This is a genomic window from Devosia sp. MDV22-iso42, from assembly GCF_058629155.1.
Window position 1 is genome coordinate 813,561 of sequence record NZ_JBZVWR010000006.1, and the last position, 18,973, is coordinate 832,533.

Here is an 18,973-nt window from a genome sequence, read left to right on the forward strand (position 1 = left end):
CCGATGAGCCAGAACACGATCCGACTGACAATGGCCCAGGCCGTGGCGCGCTTTCTGACCATGCAGAAGACCGAGATCGACGGCGAGATCGTGCCGATCTTTGGTGGCGTTTTCGCGATTTTCGGGCACGGCAATGTCGCCGGCATCGGCGAGGCCCTGCACGGGGTCAAGGACACGCTGCCCACCTATCGGGCGCAGAACGAGCAGGGCATGGCCCATGCCGCTATTGCCTTTGCCAAGGCCAGCTTCCGCCGCCGCTTCATGGCCTGTACCAGCTCGATCGGGCCGGGCGCGCTCAACATGGTCACGGCCGCCGCCCTGGCCCATGTCAACCGCCTGCCCGTGCTGCTGCTGCCCGGCGATGTCTTCGCCAACCGCCTGCCCGACCCGGTGCTGCAGCAGGTGGAGGACTGGGGCGATGGCAGCGCCACCGCCAATGACTGTTTCAAGCCGGTCAGCCGCTATTTCGACCGCATCACGCGGCCCGAGCAGATTATCCCCGCCCTGCGCCGCGCCATGGCGGTGCTGACCGACCCCGCCGAATGCGGCCCGGTGACGCTCAGCCTCTGCCAGGATGTGCAGGCCGAGGCCTATGACTATCCCGAGAGCTTTTTTGCCGAGGCGATCTGGCGCGTGCGCCGGCCCATGCCCGATGGCGACGAATTCGCCCATGCTGCGGCGGCGCTGATTCGCGCCAAGAAGCCGGTGATCATTGCCGGTGGCGGCGTGCTCTATTCGGAGGCGACGGCGGCGCTGCGCAGCTTTGCCGAACGCTATGGCGTGCCGGTGATGGAGACCCAGGCCGGCAAATCCAGCCTGACGCATGACCATGACCTCAATATGGGTTCGGTCGGGGTTACCGGTACGGCGGCAGCCAATGCCCTGGCCGAAGAGGCCGATGTAGTGCTGGCGATCGGCACGCGGCTGCAGGATTTCACCACCGGCTCCTGGGCACTGTTCAAGAACGACAATCTCAAGATCGTCGGACTCAACGTGCAGCCCTTCGACGCGCACAAGCATAGCGCCCTGCCCCTGGTGGCCGATGCGCGGACGGGCCTCGAGGCGCTCAATGCGGCGCTGACCGGCTGGCAGGCGGACCCCGATTGGACCGACCGGGCCAAGTCCGGCAAGGACGACTGGCTGACCGCCGCCGACGCGGCGACCGCCTCGAGCAATGCCGAACTGCCCTCGGACGCCCAGGTGATCGGCGCGGTGCAGCGGGCGCGGGAAAATGCCATCGTTGTTTGTGCTGCCGGCGGCCTGCCCGGCGAGCTGCACAAGCTATGGAAGGCCCAGGGTCCGGGCAGCTACCATATGGAATATGGCTTTTCGACCATGGGCTACGAGATTGCGGGCGGGCTGGGCGTCAAGCTGGCGCGGCCCGATGCCGATGTCGTCGTGATGGTAGGCGATGGCAGCTACATGATGGCCAATTCCGAGATGGTCAGCGCGATCATGCTGGGCGCCAAGCTCACCATCGTGCTGCTCGACAATGCCGGCTATGGTTGCATCAACCGACTGCAGATGGCCACCGGCGGCGCCAACTTCAACAATCTGTTGAAGGATACCAGCCATGTCACTCTGCCTGGGATCGATTTTGCCGCCCATGCCGCCGCCATGGGCGCGGTGTCGCGCAAGGTGGCCTCGCTGGCCGAGCTCGAGACCGCCCTGCAGGAAACCGAAGGCAGCGACCGCACCACGGTCATCGTCATCGACACCGACCCGCTGATTTCCACCGATGCTGGCGGCCACTGGTGGGATGTCGCGGTGCCCGAGGTCAGCGACCGGCCGCAGGTGCAGGCAGCGCGCGAAGCTTATGTGGCGGCGCTCAAGGCGCAGCGGGCGGGGTAATTTATCACTGCCGGCCCCACCTAGCCTCCCCCTGAAGGGGGAGGGACCGCGTGGCGGATGTGGCAAGATTTGTTGAAGCCTCCATCTGTCCCTCCCCCTTCAGGGGGAGGTTAGGTGGGGGTGGTACGGGAGGAGCAAAAGCATGAAAGCCAAACTCGGCATATCGCCCATCGCCTGGTGGAACGACGATCTGGTGGAGCTCAGCGATGACGTGTCGCTGGAAGAGTGCCTGCGCCAGTCGCGCTCGGCGGGCTTTACCGGCATGGAAAAGGGCCGGCGCTTCCCCGATGATCCGGCGGTGATGCTGCCCATCCTGAAAGCCGCCGATGTAACGCTGTGCGGCGGCTGGTTTTCCGGCACGCTGGTGGATGAAGACCTGGCCGCCAACCAGGACCGCATTGCGCCGATGATCGAACTGTTCAAGGCCGTGGAGGCGCCCTGCATCGTCTATGGCGAGGTCGGCCGTTCGGTGCAGGGCGATCGCAGCAAGCCGCTGGCCAGCAAGCCAAAGCTCAGCGACGACGAGATGAAGGCCTATGCCCGCAAGGTCACGGCCTTTGGCGAATGGTGCGCCGAACAGGGCATGCCCCTCTCCTACCATCACCATATGGCGGCCGTGGTCGAGACCGAGGCTGAGCTCGATGCCTTCATGAAGCATTCCGGCGCTGGCATTCCGCTGCTGCTCGATGCCGGCCACCTGGCCTTTGCCGGCGGCAATGTACTGCGCGCCATCGACAACCACCATGCAAGGATCAACCACGTGCATGTCAAAGACGTGCGCATGGACGTGATCAACAGGCTTGATCGCAGCAAGCAGTCCTTCCTCGACGCCGTGGCTTTGGGTGCCTTTACCGTGCCGGGCGATGGGTCGCTGGATTTCGGGGCGATCGTGCAGAAATTCGCCGACTATGGCTATGAGGGCTGGTTTGTCGTCGAAGCCGAGCAGGACCCCAAGTCCAACCCACCGCTGCGCATGGCGCAGGTTGGCTACAAGGAACTGATGCGCGCCATGACCGCCGCGGGCTATACGGTGGAGACCCAGGGCTTTCCCAAGGGGTGAAACCTGGGCCCGGCCTGTGCTAAGGCTGGGTCCAATGCAGTGCAACGTGAAGGCGGATTGGCTTGAAAGCAAATGAAGTAAGCTGGTTCCGGCCGCTCTGGCGCCGGGTGGCGGTCACGGTGTTCCTGGCGATCTGGCTCGCCTGGGAACTACTGTGGACGCAGGATCAGTTCTGGGCCTTCCTCGTGGGCGCGGCTTTGATCTATTCGCTCTATAATTTCTTCTACGCCTTTCCCAAGGAGGAGCCCGACAATGGCCGGCCAACAGAATCTGCGCGTGCGCCCGACGGGAACGACGGGCCAAGTCCATAACGTCACCCCGGCCTCGGCCGGCTGGCGCCATGTCGGTTTTGCCCTGCACCGGCTGGGCACGGGCGAAAGCGCCGATGGCGAAACCGGCATCCAGGAGATCTGCCTGGTGCTGGTGAGCGGCAAGGCGCGCATTACCGTGGACGGCATCGACCTTGGTGAGATCGGCGAGCGCATGAGCCCGTTCGAGGGAGCGCCCTGGGCGGTCTATGTGCCGATGGGCAGCGAATGGGAGGCCGAGGCCACAACGGCGCTGGAACTGGCGGTCTGCGCCGCGCCCGGCGGCGGCAGCCACACAGCGCAGATCATTCCGCCCGACCGGTATCCACAGATCACCCGCGGCAAGGGCGCCAATGTGCGCCATGTGCACAATATCATGCCCGAGGATGACGGCGCGGCCAATGCGCTGCTGGTGGTGGAGGTCATCACCCCGCAGGGCAATACGTCCTCCTATCCGCCGCACAAGCATGACCAGGACAACCTGCCCCATGAGAGCGCGCTGGAAGAGACCTATTATCACCGGTTGAACCCGCCACAGGGCTTTGCCATGCAGCGGGTCTATACCGATGACCGGAGCCTGGACGAAGCGCTGGTGATCGAGGATGGCGACGTAACGCTGGTGCCGCGCGGCTATCACCCCGTGGCCACCGTGGCGGGCTATGACCTCTATTATCTCAACGTGATGGCCGGCCCGAAGCGGGTGTGGAAGTTCCACAATGCGGCCGAGCATGAGTGGCTGCTGAAATAGGCAGAACGATCCAGACACGATGTCATTCCGGCGCAGGCCGGAATCCATCCTGAGAGCCTTCCGCGCCCGGCGCGCGCGAGATCATCTCAGGTTGGACCCCGGCCTTCGCCGGGGTGACACCGAGCATGTTGATACCTACCGCCCCAGGAACACGCTCTTGTCGGCCAGGGCGCCGGTGATCTCGCTCACCTTGACGGTGCGGCCTTCCTTGACCGACCTGAGTGCTGCTTCGGCCAAAGCCAGGGCGATCAGGCCGTCAACACCGCTTGGCGCTGCCGGAGATTTTGATTCCACAAAGTCGATGAAGCTGCTGATTTCGTGGGCATAAGCGTCGAGGTAACGGGTCATGAAGAAGTCATGCAGCGGCGGTCTTGTATAGCCGCTGGCATTGGCCACCTCGATGGAGACCGGGCGCTGGTTCTCGGCCGAGACGGCGCCCTTTGACCCGTGGACTTCAATGCGCTGGTCATAGCCATAGGTGGCGCGGCGCGAATTGGAGATGGTGGCGTGCTTGCCGGTGGCGGTCTGGAGCATGACCGAAGCGCTGTCATAATCGCCGGCCGTGCCGATGGCGGGATCGATCAGCACCGAGGCCTGGGCGGTGACCGAGTCGATCTCCTCGCCGAGCAGGAACCGCGCCATGTCGAAATCGTGGATGGTCATGTCGCGGAAAATGCCACCGGAGCGCTTGATGTAGTCCACGGGCGGAGCGCCGGGATCGCGCGAGACGATGGTGACCATTTCGACGGTCCCGATCTCGCCCCGGTCGATGACATCGCGCACGGCCATGAAATGAGGATCAAAGCGGCGGTTGAAACCGACCATCAGTGTGCCGGCTTCGGCATCGACCACCTTGAGGCAGGCCTTGACGCGCTCGACGTCCAGATCAATGGGCTTTTCGCAGAAGATGGCCTTGCCGGCGCGGGCGAACTGCTCGATCAGATCGGCATGGGTGTCGGTCGGGGTACAGATCACCACGGCATCAATGTCACTGGCGGCGAGGATCTCGGCGACGCTGCGCACCTGGCAGCCATACTGGCTGGCGAGGTCGCTGGCGGCCTTGTCGAAGGCGTCGGCGACGGCAACCAGGGTCGCCCGGGGATTGGACGACACGGCCTTGGCATGCACCTTGCCGATGCGACCGGCGCCGAGCAGGCCGAAACGAACAGTCATGGAAAGTCTCCTCAAGATAGAGCGCGATGCAACACGGCGACCGAGGTGCTGTCAATATGGAACGTACGTTCCAAGTTCTGGGAGTTCGTGCCATGCGGGCTTAGCCCTCATGGCCTTGAGCGCTCAAATCGCTGCACTGCAGCGATTTGCCCTGCGGGACGCGTTCAAGTCTCGCGGGCGCGCTCGAGGATGCGCTTGCACTCGAGCAGTTCGCGCATGACGTCGGAGAGCTTGTTGCGGGAGTCGAGGTCAAGGTTGGGGCTTGCCAGCATCAGGGTGTCCTCGAGCTCGGCGGCATCGCCGGCGGCCTCGGCCTCTTCGATCATGGGCAGGATATCATCGATCGACTTGCCCTCGCCCACGGCAATGACATAGCGGCTGCCCTGATCCTTGAGGATGCGCTGCACGCCTTTGATGGTAAAGCCCTGATCATAGAGCAGGTGGCGGATGCCGCGCAGCAGCAGGACATCGTCGGGCCGGTAATAACGCCGGCCGCCGCCGCGCTTGAGCGGCTTGATGGTGGCAAAGCGGGTCTCCCAGAAACGCAGGACGTGCTGGGGCAGGTCCAGTTCCTCGGCAGCTTCAGATATGGTCCGGAAGGCGTCTGGCGACTTGTCCACGAAGGCTGAGACTCGCTGGATAGCTTATTTCCCAGAGGCAACCATAGATTTGTTGATCTTGGACTTCAACACGTTGGACGGTTTGAACACAAGAACCTGTCGCGGCAGGATGGGCACCTCTTCGCCGGTCTTGGGATTGCGGCCGATGCGCTCGTTCTTGGAGCGGACCTGGAAGGAGCCAAAGGATGACAGCTTGACATTGGCGCCGGTGATCAAGGCGTCCCCGATCAGTTCGAGAACCCGCTCGACCAGTTCGGCCGATTCAGTTCTGGACAGCCCGACCGTGCCATAGACCGCTTCGGCAAGATCTGCCCGCGTTACCGTCTTTTGCGTCATTCGAAACCCCGTGTTGTCCGCAGAGCCGCGTTCCCCATGACGGCAACGTCGATGACGCCGCCGCGCAAGCGTGCCGGAAACGCAACCCTGGTTGAGATCGCGCCAATCGGCAGAAACCCGTCTTTCCGGTCAGCACCGTAGACTGCACAAACCCCTCATGCAGCCCATTGCGGCGCCGTATCCTCCACCAGAAAACGACACTAACGCCTTGAAACACCTAAGGTCAATCGCGCTGCGACCAGGCCTACCAGCGGATCAGGGAGGCGCCCCAAGTGAAGCCGCCGCCCATGGCCTCAAGCATGACGAGATCGCCCTTCTTGATCCGGCCGTCGGCCACGGCCACGCTCAGTGCCAGGGGCACCGAGGCGGCTGAGGTATTGGCGTGCTCGCTGACGGTCATGATGACCTTTTCCGGCGGCAGGCCGAGCTTGGCCCCTGCCCCTTCGATAATGCGCTTGTTGGCCTGGTGCGGTACGAACCAGTCGAGGTCGGCCACGGTGTAGCCTGTCTTTTCAAGCGTGGCATAGACCACGTCGGTGATCTTGCCCACGGCGTGGCGGAACACTTCGGGCCCCTGCATGTGCACATGGCCGGTGGTGCCCGTCGTCGATGGTCCGCCATCGACATAGAGCTTTTGCCAGTGGTGACCATCCGAGCGCAGCGCGGAGGCCAGGATGCCCTGTTCGGGCGCATCGTCAGCCAGTTCCAGCTTTTCCAGCACGACGGCGCCGGCGCCGTCGCCAAACAGCACGCAGGTGGTCCGGTCGGTCCAGTCGAGCAGCCGCGAGAAGGTTTCGGCGCCGATCACCAAAGCGCGGGTGGCCAGGCCGTTCTTGATATAGCTGTCGGCCGTGGCCATGCCATAGACGAAGCCCGAGCAGACCGCCTGGATGTCAAAGGCCATGCCGTGATGCATGCCGAGCTTCATCTGCACCAGAGTGGCAGCAGCGGGGAAGGTGTAGTCGGGCGTGGTGGTGGCGACGATGATCAGGTCAATGTCGTCGGGGGTGACGCCGGCATCGGCCATGGCCCGTTTGGCGGCCTCGACAGCCAGGTCGGAGGTGAACTGCCCTTCGGCGGCAATATGGCGCTCCTTGATGCCGACCCGTTGCTGGATCCACTCATCGGAAGTGTCGACCATGGTGGCCAGTTCAGCATTGGTGAGTATCTTTTCAGGCAGATAGCCACCGACACCACGGATAATGGAACGCGTCTTGGTCACGCCGTTAAGCCTCGGATTCTGAGTCAATGGCGACAGGTGCCGCCTTGATGGGAAACTGTTTCATGGTGTCGTTGATCTTTTCGATCAGATTGCTGCGGGCCATTTCGTAACCCAGCGACAGCGCGCTCTTGTAACCGACTTCATCAGTACCACCATGCGATTTGATGACGATGCCGTTGAGGCCCATGAACACGCCACCATTGACGGTGCGCGGGTCCATGCGGCGGCGCAGCGCATTGAGCGCCGAAGTGGCAAATAGCGCGCCGATGCGGCTCATCAGATTGGACTTGAGCGCCGTGCGCAGATAGGAGCCGACCTGACGGGCCGTGCCTTCAGCGGTCTTGAGCGCGATATTGCCGACAAAGCCCTCGGTGACGACAACGTCCACCGTGCCCTTGCCAATGTCATCGCCTTCGACAAAGCCATGGTAGGTGAAGCCAGCGCCACTTGCCTCGGTCAGCATGCGTCCGGCTTCCTTGATGGATTCCAGACCTTTGACTTCCTCGGTGCCGACATTGAGCAGGCCAACGGTGGGCGAGGCATGATTGAAGAGGCACCGGGCCAGCGCCGAGCCGAGAATGGCATAGTCGACCAATTGCCTGGCATCGGCGCCGATGGTGGCGCCCATGTCGAGCACCACGATGTCGCTGCGCAGGGTGGGCCAGATGGCGGCGATGCCCGGGCGGGAGATACCCTCCATGGGGCGCAGACAGAAGGTGGCCATGGCCATCAGCGCCCCGGTATTGCCGCCGGAAACGGCGACCCCCGCTTCGCCATCCTTGACCGCCTGGATGGCCATCCACATCGATGACGTACCCCGCCCCTTGCGCAGGGCCTGGCTGGGCTTTTCGTCCATGGCGATCACCGTCTCGCAGTGGCGCACCGACGAAACCGACTTGAGTGCCGGAAATTCTTCGAGCAGCGGGGCGATCAGTTCCTGGCGTCCATGAAAAAGGAAGCGGGCATTGTTGTGCTGCTGGAACAGCAGATGGGCGCCGTGGACGACCGCACGAGGGGCATTGTCGCCGCCCATGGCATCCACTGATAGTGTAACTGTATCGGTCATTTCAGCCCGTTTTCCGCCTGATCGGCCGGCATGCGAACATAGCCCATCGCGGACTCGGTGCAAGCCCCGGCACTGTTGCTACCGGTCAATGTCGGTGGACTTCTTGAGTTTGGTCAGGGCGGCGAAGGGTCCCGAGGGTTCGCCGTCGTCATTGAGACCCAGTGATTCAAGGCTTTCGCCAGGCCGACGGGGATAGGGATCAATGGCCAGGGCGATGGTTTCAATCAGCAGCGCACTGAGATCGACCTCCGGGCCGTCGATATGGTCGGGAAAATCGTCGTCCTCGAGATCGACAAAGATTTCCGAGCCCGGCGTGGGCACGTTCTCGGTGCTAGCCGGCAGAAAGACACGGTCGACCGCCTCGTCGATATCCTGCACCACCGGTTCAAAGGACACCACGGAGGCCTGCACGATGCGGGCCGTCAGATGGCCGAGCGCACGGATGCCGCCGCGCAAAGGCGTGACGGTCAGCGAAGCCTGCATGGCTTCGACCGCCTGCACATTGAGGATTTTGGCCAGTTCGGCGCGGGCGGCCGCGTCCGGCGCCACATCGACCGAGCGGCCGGCGGACGGCAGACGGTCGATGCGCACGATCGCATCGATGATAGGGGTGTCGGGCTGGCTCATAGTGGGCTCACAAACTCGATGGTGCCATCCGTAATGGCGTCGGCGGATTGACGGGCGATGGCCGCGTCCTGGCGCAGCAGATATTCAGCCATGGCACTGACCTCGGCCTCCTGGCTGTCGGCAAAGACGTTGCGCGCCAAAACCGCCTGAAGTGCGGCCAGATCATTGCGGTCCATGGCTTCAGACAGGGCCGCCAGCAGACCGAAAAACACATTGCCCATCTTCTGGATGCGCTTGGGGACGCCGAGGTCTCCCACCCCCATCTCGCGCAGGGAGCGATCCATGTCCTTGAAGAACAGGTCAAAGACCGCCTGGCTGAAATCCTTGCCGGCCCCCGGCTCGCTGCGCAACCGGCGGAACAGCAGCGCCATGTGCAGGCTGATCATGTCAAACCGGCCGGTCACCGTGTCGGGCACGTGCCAATCGGCGTAGAAATGGGGTTGCCGGGATTGCGCCACAATGGCGCTATAGACGGCGTAAACCGGTTCGGTTGCTGTATTCTTGCGGAACAGGTTCATTATCATGGGGTTGCGCTCAGCTTCGTGATCGGCCTAACACAAGGGCACAACGGCCTTTGGGACCATTGCCAGCTTGCCAGACATGCAGGTTGGCAGCTACACATTCCGGCGGTTGAAGCATTGCCGCCTTGCAGTCGTGCCTATAGTCGAGAGCCATCGGGAAAGTCAAATTCATGCCACTGCGTACCGTTCACGGTTCACTCGCGCCCCTCGCCGCTGCTGTCGTTCTCGCGGTCGCCCTGGGAGCCTGCAGCAGCAGCACATCGCTGATCAATGCGCGGACACAGGGCTACGAGATTTCCGACAGCGCCCAGGCGCAGATTCGCAACGGCCAGAGCCAGCAGCTGGTGACGTTGGTGCTGGGCTCGCCGCAGTCCACCAACACGTTCGGCGACCAGACGGCCTGGTACTATGTCGAGACCAAGGTGCGCCAGACCGCGTTCGGTCTGACGATGATCGATTCGCGTACCGTGCTGGCGATCTATTTCGACAAGAACGGCAAGGTGGTCGACAAGGCCGTCTATTCGCTCAAGGACGGCAAGACCGTCACCATCGAAACGCGGCGTACGCCGTCCTTCGGCGAAGATCGCACCTTTATCGACCAGATCCTGCAGTCCTTCTAGGTCGCAGGCCCCTACAATTTCGAAGCCCCGGGAGACCGGGGCTTTTTGCTTTTGGAGACCAGGATGCAACACAACACAAAACAGCACAAAGCCATTGCCAGTTGGGCAGCGGACTGCGCCGAACGCGTCCTGCCGCTCTTCGAGGCCGCCAAACCGGGCGACTCACGCGTCAAGGCCGCGATTTCGGCAGCGCGCCGCTGGGCCAAGGGCAAGATAACCATGGCCGACGCTCGCAAAGCCGCAGTTGCAGCCCATGCCGCTGCCCGCGATGCCGGCACGCCACCGGCCCGCGAGGCGGCACGGTCAGCCGCGCATGCCGCGGCATCGGCCCATATTCCGGGCCATGCGCGCAACGCGGCCAATGCCGCCGTCAAGGCCGTGGCGGCCGCAGGCGGTGATGATGTGGCAGAAGAGAGCTGGCAGGACGAAAACGTGCCGTTGCCCGATTAGCCGAGACGCTCAGCGCGTCTCTTTGAGATCCGAGCCGGCCTCGCGGGCAATAGCGTCCAGCGTGCCATTGACAAGGCCCGACGCATCGTCCTCGTAAAAGGCCTTGGCGATGTCGACATATTCGGTGATGACGACGCGCGGCGGAATATCCTGGCGGCGCAGCAGCTCAAAGGCGGCCGCCCGCAGAATGGCGCGGAGTGTCGCGTCAACGCGCTCTACCGGCCAGCCGTCGGCCAGAGCCCGGTCGACTGCGGGATCAATTTCGAGCTGATGCCTGGTCACGCCAGAAACGATCTGGCGAAAGAAATCGGCATCGGCTGGGAGGTATTGCTCGCCCTCAATCTCGCGGCCCAGGTGAAAGCTGCCGAACTGGGCCAGCGTATCCTCAAGCGAGGTGCGGCCGATATCCATCTGGTAGAGCGCCTGCACCGCCGCCAGGCGGGCAGCGCCCCGCTGGTTGGCCGGCTTGTCACTTTGGGGATTGCGCTTGGGGGCATCAGCCATGGAAAGTCACTCTGTTCGATCCGGGCTGCAGACGCCGGGCGGGAAGGGCCCACCCCATAGTCGCCTCGGGCGGGAACATCAATAGAATTGGCTGGGCAGCTTCTATTCAGGACGGCGAAAATAGGTGAGCGTATCGGTGCCGTGGGTCTGGCGGCCGCGCTCAACCAGGCCGGCGGCCTGAATAAGGTCGGCAACCTTGCCGCTGCTGGCCGCTGCCGGACCGGTGTTCGGGGCGGCACTGCTCCTGATCAAGCCGAAGCAGTCAATCAGGCCGGCGAACAGCAGCGCCGCCGTGAGGCGGGCGCCCGGTTCGACCAGTAGGTTCTGAATGCCCTTGCCGGCCAGGGCGCCCAGGCTGGCAGCCAGATCGGGGCGACCGCGAGATCCCTTGACGCGCAGCACCTCCACCGAGATGGGCGCATCGACGCTGGCGTCGTTTTCGGCAATGATTGCCGTGCGATGGCCGGAAAACCTGCCAATCAGATTGATGCTGCGATCCACGCCTTCGGCACCAGCCAGCACGACACGCAGGGGCGTTCGTGACGTCAGTCCGGGCAGCGCCACGGTCAGTTGGGCCTGCTGGCTGCGGGCCGTGGCGGCACCGATCAGCACGGCGCTGGAACGGGAGCGCTGCAGATCGATCCAGTCACGGGCCATGCCGGTCGGGGCCCCGACAATCCTCTCCTCCGGCGAAACGACGAGCATGGCCGTCACATAGGGGCGGGCCTTGATGTGCTGGCGCAAATGGCCGGCATGCAGCGCGGCAGAGGGAGCGTGATTGGCCACAACCACTTCTATGCCCGCAGATTCAAGCCGCTGGATGCCGGCCCTGGCCATGCGTGGATCCGGATCGGCAACGCCGATCACCACCCGCATCACACCGGAGCGGACGATGACATCGACGCAGGGCGGGGTGCGGCCCCAATGGTGGCAGGGTTCCAGCGTGACATAGAGGGTGGCCCCGGCCGCCTCAAAGCCGGCACTCTCCAGCGCTAGCGCCTCGGGGTGCGGGCGTCCGCCGCGCGCGGTGACGGCGCGGGCAATCAGGATCTGGCTGCGCGGCTCGACGACAAGGGCCGCCGCGCAGGGACTGTCCGCGGTCGTACCCAGGAACGGCGTCGCATAGCGCACGGCGGCGTCAAGCCAGCGCAGGTCTTCGGCGGTTGCCTGGGTCAATCGTCATCACGCAGGGTGCCCTGCCCTTCCGCCAGTTCGGCCAGAAAATTGCGGAAGTCATCGGCCGCCGAGAAATTCTTGTAGACCGAAGCAAAGCGGACAAAGGCGACGTCGTCGAGGCCCTTGAGGCCGTCCATGACATATTCGCCAATCTGGTCGGAGGTAACTTCCACATCACCGAGGCTTTCGAGCTGCCGGACGATGCCGGAAATCATGCGCTCGATGCGGTCGGGTTCCACGGCCCGCTTGCGCAAGGCGGTATAGACCGAACGCGCCAGCTTTTCACGATCGAAGGGCACCTTGCGGCCGCTCTTCTTGACCACGGTCAGATCGCGCAATTGTACCCGTTCGAAGGTGGTGAAGCGGCCGCCGCAGCCATTACAGACGCGGCGGCGGCGAATGGCCCCGGAATCCTCGGTGGGCCGGCTGTCCTTGACCTGCGTATCGTCATTGCCGCAATAGGGACAGCGCATGGGTTTGCCTTACTGACCGTAGATGGGGAAGCGGTCGGTGAGGCTCTTCACCTTGGCGCGCACCTGCGCTTCAACCGCACCGTTATTGTCGTCGCCGTTTTCCTTGAGGCCATCGAGCACTTCGATGATCAGCTCGCCGATCAGCTTGAACTCGGCCTCGCCGAAGCCGCGCGACGTACCGGCAGGCGTGCCAAGACGAATGCCTGAGGTGATGGCCGGCTTTTCCGGGTCAAAGGGGACTGCATTCTTGTTGCAGGTAATGTGGGCGCGTTCGAGTGCCTGCTCGGTTGCCTTGCCAGTGAGACCCTTGGGCCGGAGGTCGACCAGCATAAGGTGATTGTCCGTGCCCTGGCTGACGATATCGACACCGCCCTTGACCAGAGTTTCGGCCAGCACCTTGGCATTGGCGACAACCTGACGGGCATAGGCCTTGAACTCGGGCTGCAGCGCTTCCTTGAAGGCAACTGCCTTGGCCGCGATCACATGCATCAGCGGACCGCCCTGGATGCCGGGGAAAATGGCCGAGTTGATCTTCTTGGCGATGGCTTCGTCATTGGTGAGGATGAGGCCGCCGCGCGGTCCGCGCAGAGTCTTGTGGGTGGTGGTGGTGGCGACATGGGCATGCGGGAACGGGCTGGGATAGACTCCACCAGCGACGAGACCAGCCACATGGGCCATGTCGACGAACAGAATGGCCCCCACTTCATCGGCAATGGCCCGGAAGGCTGCCCAGTCCATAATGCGCGAATAGGCGGAGAACCCGGCGATGATCATCTTGGGCTGGTGCTCAAGGGCCAGGCTGTGCACCTGTTCCATGTCGACCAGACCATCCTGCTTGCGCAGGCCGTACTGGATGGCATTGAACCACTTGCCCGACTGGTTGGGCTTGGCGCCGTGGGTCAGGTGACCGCCGGCGTCGAGCGACATGCCCAGAATGGTGTCGCCAGGCTGGATCAGCGCCTGATAGACGCCCTGATTGGCCTGCGAGCCGGAATTGGGCTGCACATTGGCATAGTCAACGCCGAACAGCTGCTTGGCGCGCTCGATGGCCAGGGTTTCAGCGACATCGACATACTGGCAGCCGCCATAATAGCGGCGGCCGGGATAGCCCTCGGCATATTTGTTGGTGAGTACCGAGCCCTGCGCTTCAAGCACGGCCCGGGAAACGATGTTCTCCGAGGCGATCAGCTCGATTTCGCCCTGCTGGCGGGCCAGCTCGTCGCGAATGGCGGCAGCCAGTTCGGGGTCGGTCTGGCTGACCGAACTGGTGAAAAAGTCCGGAAAGAGCGGAAGTGCGGTGGCGGCGCTCATGGAACGAATACCTCGGAACGGGCGAAAAATACGGGCGTGACGCAGCCTTTATCACGGGGCGAAGTGCGATTCCAAGGCCGGGAAAACTGAGATTGGTGCATGCGGGCTCCCTGGTGTGCGGATGGGTGCCCAGGCGAGCGGCTCTGCAAGGTTCGCGTTCCCCGATGGTTCCCCATCTCTTCTCGCCAGTCGCGCGAACCAGGCAACTATGCCGCAGATCGGGCGTGAGCGAAAGAGCCTTTGCGTCGCGCTCAAGCGAGTTTTCCCGCAGGGCGAGCCGGTGGCGGGGGCGTGCCGAGCCGTTTGAGCAGCTTGGCCAGGGCCAGCTGCTGCATCTGCAACTTGGTGGCGGAGACCGGCGTGATCACGATGACCTCGGTGCCGGTATCGACATCGATGGCCGCGACCCGCATCTGCCGGCCGACCTGCGAGAACTCAAAAAAGACTTCGCCCTGCCCCATAAGCGTACGATAGCAAGATTCGGCGGACCGCGAACAGAAAAGCGCCCTCCGTCGGGAGGGCGCCAAAATAGCTCCAGAGATCCGAGGTTACGCTTCCTCGAAGCTGACCTTGCCCTGCTCATCAAACTTGTAGACGTCGTCGCGGAAGCTAACCGTGCCCTGGCGATTGGCCCAGGCGGTAATATAGGTGGTGAGCAGTGGCACCCGGGCTTTGCACTCCACATCGAGGCGCTGCAGCGACTCGAACGTCGTATCCACCTTGGTCTGGTCCCAGTCGCCATTGTCGCGCAACAGCCAGTTGACCAACTGGTTGACGCCATCCACACGCACACATCCCGACGAGTGAAAACGGGCGTTTTCGCCGAACAGCGCCTTGCTGGGCGTATCGTGCAGGTAGCAGTCGTAGGGATTAAAGAAATTGATCTTGCAGTGGCCCATTGAGTTGGCCGCACCCGGCTCCTGGCGATACATGTAATTCACCTGCTGGTCGGTGATGTTCGCCCAGTTGATCGTTGACGGATCAATCTTGTTGCCCGAGCCATCATAGATGAAAATGTTCTGCTCGGTCAGGTAGTTCGGGTTTTCCTGCATGTACTTGGTCAGGTCCTGGCGAACCAGCGACTTGGGCACATGCCAATAGGGGTTGAAGTTGATCTGGCTGACCTTGGACGCCATGATCGGGGTGGCCCGCTCGACACGCCCGACCACGGCCGTATGGCGCTGCTCGACCATGCCGTCGCTGACCGCTTCGATGGTCGCGGCCGGAATATTGACCACCACGTAGCGCGGGTTGAGCTTGGGGGCGAGCGCCTGCACGCGGGTATAGTTGAGGTAAAGCTGCTGCAGGCGCTGCTGCGCCGGGATGGCCATGGCGTACCAGGTCGCTTCATCCACCTGGCCGGTGATGTTGAGACCATGGCGGGCCTGGAATTTGCGCACGCCGGCGTCGGTTGCCGCGTCAAACACGTCGTTGACGTTTTCGACCATGGCCATATCGCCCGAAGAGATCAGGCGACGCTTGAGGGCGATCACGGCCTTGGTGGCATTGCCCAGCGTCAGGCTGTAAGCCTCCTGGGGAATTTCTTCCCAGCCGCCGGCGGCGACGAAGGGCTCATATTGGGCGATGGCCATCTGCAAGTTGTAGACCGTGTCGAAGGACAAGATCGGCTCATTGGTGGCGATCAGCGCCTCGGCGGCCATGGTATTGCCGCCCTTGTCGGCATCCCGCAGTACGCGATTACGACCGAACAAGTCGAAAATCGACTCGCCCTCTTGCGCGCGCAGGGCGGTTGGCAAGGCCAGGCTAGCCCCGGCCATGGCCGTGTACCGAAGGAGAGAACGTCGATTGAGCCGCATTAATTCACCCGATTCCGTCTGATGGCCGAAGCAGAAGCACTTTTACCATTCCGCACCAACTGTCACAACGCGGTCAAACGCATGTGAACCAGGTCAGCAATCAATTGCACTGGCGACGCGGGAAATGGTTGTTGAAGCACCTATCCCGATTTGCTTGAGTTTGCGGCAGAAATGAGAACGCCGGCCCATGGGACCGGCGTTTGCAAATCAATGTGGCAGGCCGGCAACAGGTGCCGTGGCAAAGCCTAGAGCTTGTACAGGATCTGATCGACCCAGAAACGTTCGAGACGGGCCAGGGCCTTGTTGAGGCCGTCGAATTCGTCATCGCCGAGGCCGCCGACCTTGTCGATCGACTTGAGGTGGCGGTCATAGAGCTCGTCGATGACTTCGGCCACTTCTTCGCCCTTGGGGGTCAGCTTGATGCGGACCGAGCGGCGGTCGGAACGCGAGCGTTCCTGGAAGATGTAGCCGGTTTCGACCAGTTTCTTGAGATTGTAGGACACGTTGGAGCCGAGATAGTAGCCCCGCGAACGCAGCTCGCCAGCCGTCAGTTCGGCATCGCCGATGTTGAACATCAGCAGCGCCTGGACCGGGTTGATGTCGTCCCAGCCCATGCGGTCGAACTCGTCCTTGATCAGGTCGAGCAGGCGGCGGTGCAGGCGCTCGACCCGGGAAACAGCCTCCATATAGAGCGGCTTCAAGCTCTTGGAGCCTTCTGGGGTCAGGGCCTCAGCTGCGTTGGATTTGAATGCCATGGTAGCCTCACTGTTTGCAGTCTGCGCGATTTTTCGCATCTCATGAGCCTAAACTACCGTGGCCTTTCTAAGATCGCCCTAAGCAGCGTGATTAAGAGCATCTTACTGGAATGCAATGAGAATTTGGCTTTATTCTTCGTTACACCGGTAGAGGAATCTGTAACCTTACGAGGGTGTGAACGGCTCCGGCGCAATTGCACCGAAGGCGCTTCAGTCGGCAGCGCCGGCGCGGCGACTGCGGATGCTGAGGACGAAAATAATGACGATGGAGGCCAGCAATACCAGCCGCACGGCAAAGCCGATGGCGCTCATGTCGACGTCGCTGCTGCCCGCCAGATAAAGCGCCAGCTCGACGCCGGTGGCCCCAACCAGCAGCACGGCGCCCCAACTGGCCTTAATCCACAAACCGACTGCCGCGAACAGACGCGCCAGGGCAAAGATGGCCAGATAGACAAAGCCGGTCATGCCCATCGCCGTGATGGGGCTGACGGCGCCGAGATTGACGCCGAGCAGACGGGCGGCATCGTTGAGCCCCAGCATCAGGCTGATGATGGCGACGATGCGGATATAGATGCCGATTGGGGAAGCGTTGAAATCCATCATGGTTTTCTATCCCTCCGGAGGGGTTGCGACAAGCCGGTGCTTGGAGTGGCCCCTGGCCCCTGATAAACCCCCTGCAATACAGGAGACGATGATGGCCGAGCAGTGGCAGAAGCACGATATGGACTTTCTCGGCGGGCAGCGGCTGCGCCGCACGCGCCGAACGGCCTGGAGCCGGGCCATGGTGCGTGAAACTACATTGACACCGTCCGACCTGATCTGGCCGCTCTTTGTCATCGAGGGGCATAACGAGAAGACCGCCATCCGCACCATGCCGGGCGTGCAGCGGCTGAGCGTCGACCTGTGCGTCGAGGCGGCCCGGGCAGCGCGGGACGCCGGCATTCCGGCGCTGGCGCTGTTTCCCAATACGCCCGACCACCTGCGCAGCGAAAACGGCGCCGAGGCCCACAATCCGGACAATCTGATGTGCCGGGCGCTCAGCGCCATCAAAAGCGCGGTGCCCGAGATCGGGCTGATCGCCGATGTGGCGCTGGATGAGTATTCCAGCGACGGCCAGGACGGGCTGGTGCGGGACGGGGAAATCCTCAATGACGAGACGGTGAGGGTGATGATCAAATCGGCTTTGGTGCAGTCCAGGGCCGGCGCCGATATCATTGCGCCATCGGACATGATGGACGGAAGGGTCGGCGCCATCCGTGCAGCGCTGGACGACAATGGCTTCGAGCAGACCCAGATCATGGCCTATGCGGCCAAATATGCGTCGTTCTTCTATGGACCGTTCCGCGAGGCCGTCGGCTCGGGCAGCCGACTCAAGGGCGACAAGCGCACCTATCAGATGGACTATGCCAATTCCGATGAAGCCCTGCGCGAGATCGAGCAGGACATTGCCGAGGGCGCGGACAGCATCATGGTCAAGCCCGGCATGCCCTATCTCGATATCGTACGCCGGGCCAAGGACAGCTTCAACATTCCCATCTACGCCTATCAGGTGAGCGGGGAATACGCGATGATCGAGCTGGCCGCTGCCGCGGGGGCGATCGACCGCAAGGGCTCGATTCTGGAAAGCCTGCATGCCTTCAAGCGGGCGGGCGCCAATGGCGTGCTGAGCTATTTTGCGCTCGAAGTGGCGCGGGAGCTTGGTCAGTAGGCTCCGTGGACAGCAGGCTTGCCGGGGTGGGCAGGATTTTACATGCAGCCTCTTGCGCTGGCCCTCTGCCATGACAATGTTTTGATCATGCACCAGACCGATACGCTCCGCCCTGCCCTGCCTGACCCGCAAAGCGCTCCCGAACTGTTCGAGGGCCTGCTGACAAGGCGCGTTGCCGCATTCTGCATCGACCTGCTGGTGATGGGAGCCATGATCCTGGCCTTTTCGCTGGTGGGACTGATTGCCGGCTTCCTGACCTTCGGCTTGGCCTGGCTGGCCCTGACCCTGGTCGTGCCAGCGACCATCGTGCTCTACTATGGCATTACGCTGGGCTCTCCCAAGCGGGCGACCTGGGGCATGCAGGCCATGGATATCGTGCTGACGCCGACGCGCGGCCAGCCGCTGGACGGCTGGATGGCCATCATCCATGCCGGCGTGTTCTGGATCACCACCTGGATTTCCTGGCCGGTCTCGCTGCTGTTTGCCCTGTTCACCCCGCGCCGGCAGATGCTGCATGACCTGATCACCGGCACACTGATGCTACGGCGGTCGCCAATGGAGCGGCACTGGCGCAATCATTCGGCGCGCACCAACGAGGCATATTGAACCGTTGCCGCGGGTGATCGG

Annotated in this window: 23 protein-coding genes and 1 riboswitch; of the genes, 8 read left to right on the forward strand and 15 right to left on the reverse strand. The window is 62.9% G+C overall.

Annotated elements, in window-relative coordinates:
- The first annotated feature begins 3 nt into the window (after positions 1-3).
- The 4 genes from iolD to iolB all read left to right on the forward strand — a co-directional run bounded on the left by iolD (position 4) and on the right by iolB (position 3,967).
- Entirely contained in the window at positions 4-1,851 is a 1,848-nt protein-coding gene (gene iolD, locus AC4NN3_RS05600; RefSeq protein ID WP_491926100.1) for a 3D-(3,5/4)-trihydroxycyclohexane-1,2-dione acylhydrolase (decyclizing), read from the forward strand.
- A gap of 142 nt (positions 1,852-1,993) precedes the next feature.
- Positions 1,994-2,911 carry a myo-inosose-2 dehydratase gene (gene iolE, locus AC4NN3_RS05605; RefSeq protein WP_491926101.1) on the forward strand — a complete coding sequence of 306 codons (918 nt, stop codon included), beginning with the start codon at positions 1,994-1,996 and terminating at the stop codon, positions 2,909-2,911.
- A gap of 62 nt (positions 2,912-2,973) precedes the next feature.
- Positions 2,974-3,222, forward strand: coding sequence for a DUF3329 domain-containing protein (locus tag AC4NN3_RS05610; protein WP_491926102.1), 249 nt, complete (start codon positions 2,974-2,976; stop codon positions 3,220-3,222).
- On the forward strand, positions 3,164-3,967 hold the full coding sequence (iolB, locus tag AC4NN3_RS05615) for a 5-deoxy-glucuronate isomerase (RefSeq protein WP_491926103.1): 804 nt from the start codon (positions 3,164-3,166) through the stop codon (positions 3,965-3,967). Before AC4NN3_RS05610 ends, iolB begins: the two co-directional genes overlap by 59 nt.
- A gap of 135 nt (positions 3,968-4,102) precedes the next feature.
- Here the strand turns inward: iolB and iolG are convergent, their stop codons facing one another.
- The 7 genes from iolG to AC4NN3_RS05650 all read right to left on the reverse strand — a co-directional run bounded on the left by iolG (position 4,103) and on the right by AC4NN3_RS05650 (position 9,535).
- Positions 4,103-5,140 (reverse strand): inositol 2-dehydrogenase, encoded by a 1,038-nt coding sequence (iolG, locus tag AC4NN3_RS05620; protein WP_491926104.1) that lies wholly within the window; start codon positions 5,138-5,140, stop codon positions 4,103-4,105.
- 164 nt (positions 5,141-5,304) lie between these two features.
- Positions 5,305-5,760: a MerR family transcriptional regulator gene (locus AC4NN3_RS05625; protein ID WP_491926105.1), complete on the reverse strand. Its 456-nt coding sequence runs from the start codon at positions 5,758-5,760 to the stop codon at positions 5,305-5,307.
- Between the two features lie 24 nt (positions 5,761-5,784).
- On the reverse strand, positions 5,785-6,096 hold the full coding sequence (locus tag AC4NN3_RS05630) for an integration host factor subunit alpha (protein ID WP_491926106.1): 312 nt from the start codon (positions 6,094-6,096) through the stop codon (positions 5,785-5,787).
- A 244-nt stretch (positions 6,097-6,340) separates the two neighbouring features.
- Positions 6,341-7,318: a beta-ketoacyl-ACP synthase III gene (locus tag AC4NN3_RS05635; RefSeq protein ID WP_491926107.1), complete on the reverse strand. Its 978-nt coding sequence runs from the start codon at positions 7,316-7,318 to the stop codon at positions 6,341-6,343.
- Between the two features lie 4 nt (positions 7,319-7,322).
- The gene (gene plsX, locus AC4NN3_RS05640; protein WP_491926108.1) at positions 7,323-8,384 is read right to left on the reverse strand and encodes a phosphate acyltransferase PlsX; all 1,062 of its coding nucleotides are present in this window, start codon (positions 8,382-8,384) and stop codon (positions 7,323-7,325) included.
- Between the two features lie 78 nt (positions 8,385-8,462).
- The gene (locus AC4NN3_RS05645; RefSeq protein WP_491926109.1) at positions 8,463-9,011 is read right to left on the reverse strand and encodes a YceD family protein; all 549 of its coding nucleotides are present in this window, start codon (positions 9,009-9,011) and stop codon (positions 8,463-8,465) included.
- On the reverse strand, positions 9,008-9,535 hold the full coding sequence (locus AC4NN3_RS05650) for a ubiquinol-cytochrome C chaperone family protein (protein WP_491926110.1): 528 nt from the start codon (positions 9,533-9,535) through the stop codon (positions 9,008-9,010). The genes AC4NN3_RS05645 and AC4NN3_RS05650 overlap by 4 nt, the downstream gene beginning before the upstream one ends.
- Before the next feature lie 167 nt (positions 9,536-9,702).
- On the opposite strand from AC4NN3_RS05650, the gene AC4NN3_RS05655 reads away from it, so the two are divergent.
- Positions 9,703-10,152, forward strand: coding sequence for an outer membrane protein assembly factor BamE (locus AC4NN3_RS05655; protein ID WP_491926111.1), 450 nt, complete (start codon positions 9,703-9,705; stop codon positions 10,150-10,152).
- A gap of 63 nt (positions 10,153-10,215) precedes the next feature.
- Positions 10,216-10,602: a putative immunity protein gene (locus AC4NN3_RS05660; RefSeq protein ID WP_491926112.1), complete on the forward strand. Its 387-nt coding sequence runs from the start codon at positions 10,216-10,218 to the stop codon at positions 10,600-10,602.
- A gap of 9 nt (positions 10,603-10,611) precedes the next feature.
- Here AC4NN3_RS05660 and nusB read toward each other — a convergent pair whose 3' ends face one another.
- From nusB to AC4NN3_RS05700, 8 genes are all read right to left on the reverse strand, one after another.
- Positions 10,612-11,106 (reverse strand): transcription antitermination factor NusB, encoded by a 495-nt coding sequence (gene nusB, locus AC4NN3_RS05665; protein ID WP_491926113.1) that lies wholly within the window; start codon positions 11,104-11,106, stop codon positions 10,612-10,614.
- Between the two features lie 102 nt (positions 11,107-11,208).
- A complete protein-coding gene (gene ribD / locus AC4NN3_RS05670) occupies positions 11,209-12,282 on the reverse strand; it encodes a bifunctional diaminohydroxyphosphoribosylaminopyrimidine deaminase/5-amino-6-(5-phosphoribosylamino)uracil reductase RibD (protein WP_491926114.1) in 1,074 nt (357 codons plus the stop codon).
- The gene (nrdR, locus tag AC4NN3_RS05675) at positions 12,279-12,755 is read right to left on the reverse strand and encodes a transcriptional regulator NrdR (RefSeq protein ID WP_193336297.1); all 477 of its coding nucleotides are present in this window, start codon (positions 12,753-12,755) and stop codon (positions 12,279-12,281) included. The genes ribD and nrdR overlap by 4 nt, the downstream gene beginning before the upstream one ends.
- A gap of 9 nt (positions 12,756-12,764) precedes the next feature.
- Positions 12,765-14,066, reverse strand: a complete 1,302-nt coding sequence (gene glyA, locus AC4NN3_RS05680) for a serine hydroxymethyltransferase (protein WP_491926115.1) — start codon at positions 14,064-14,066, stop codon at positions 12,765-12,767.
- 120 nt (positions 14,067-14,186) lie between these two features.
- A riboswitch (ZMP/ZTP riboswitch) is annotated at positions 14,187-14,269 on the reverse strand.
- A 48-nt stretch (positions 14,270-14,317) separates the two neighbouring features.
- Positions 14,318-14,527, reverse strand: coding sequence for a DUF6898 family protein (locus AC4NN3_RS05685; protein ID WP_491926116.1), 210 nt, complete (start codon positions 14,525-14,527; stop codon positions 14,318-14,320).
- A gap of 87 nt (positions 14,528-14,614) precedes the next feature.
- Positions 14,615-15,844 carry a L,D-transpeptidase family protein gene (locus tag AC4NN3_RS05690; protein WP_491926117.1) on the reverse strand — a complete coding sequence of 410 codons (1,230 nt, stop codon included), beginning with the start codon at positions 15,842-15,844 and terminating at the stop codon, positions 14,615-14,617.
- A gap of 284 nt (positions 15,845-16,128) precedes the next feature.
- Positions 16,129-16,638, reverse strand: a complete 510-nt coding sequence (gene ldtR, locus AC4NN3_RS05695; RefSeq protein ID WP_193336301.1) for a transcriptional regulator LdtR — start codon at positions 16,636-16,638, stop codon at positions 16,129-16,131.
- A 210-nt stretch (positions 16,639-16,848) separates the two neighbouring features.
- Positions 16,849-17,241: a DUF6163 family protein gene (locus tag AC4NN3_RS05700; RefSeq protein WP_491926118.1), complete on the reverse strand. Its 393-nt coding sequence runs from the start codon at positions 17,239-17,241 to the stop codon at positions 16,849-16,851.
- Between the two features lie 91 nt (positions 17,242-17,332).
- On the opposite strand from AC4NN3_RS05700, the gene hemB reads away from it, so the two are divergent.
- Together hemB and AC4NN3_RS05710 are read left to right on the forward strand one after the other, a co-directional pair.
- Entirely contained in the window at positions 17,333-18,346 is a 1,014-nt protein-coding gene (gene hemB, locus AC4NN3_RS05705) for a porphobilinogen synthase (protein WP_491926119.1), read from the forward strand.
- A 42-nt stretch (positions 18,347-18,388) separates the two neighbouring features.
- Positions 18,389-18,952 carry an RDD family protein gene (locus tag AC4NN3_RS05710; protein WP_491926120.1) on the forward strand — a complete coding sequence of 188 codons (564 nt, stop codon included), beginning with the start codon at positions 18,389-18,391 and terminating at the stop codon, positions 18,950-18,952.
- Positions 18,953-18,973 lie beyond the last annotated feature (21 nt).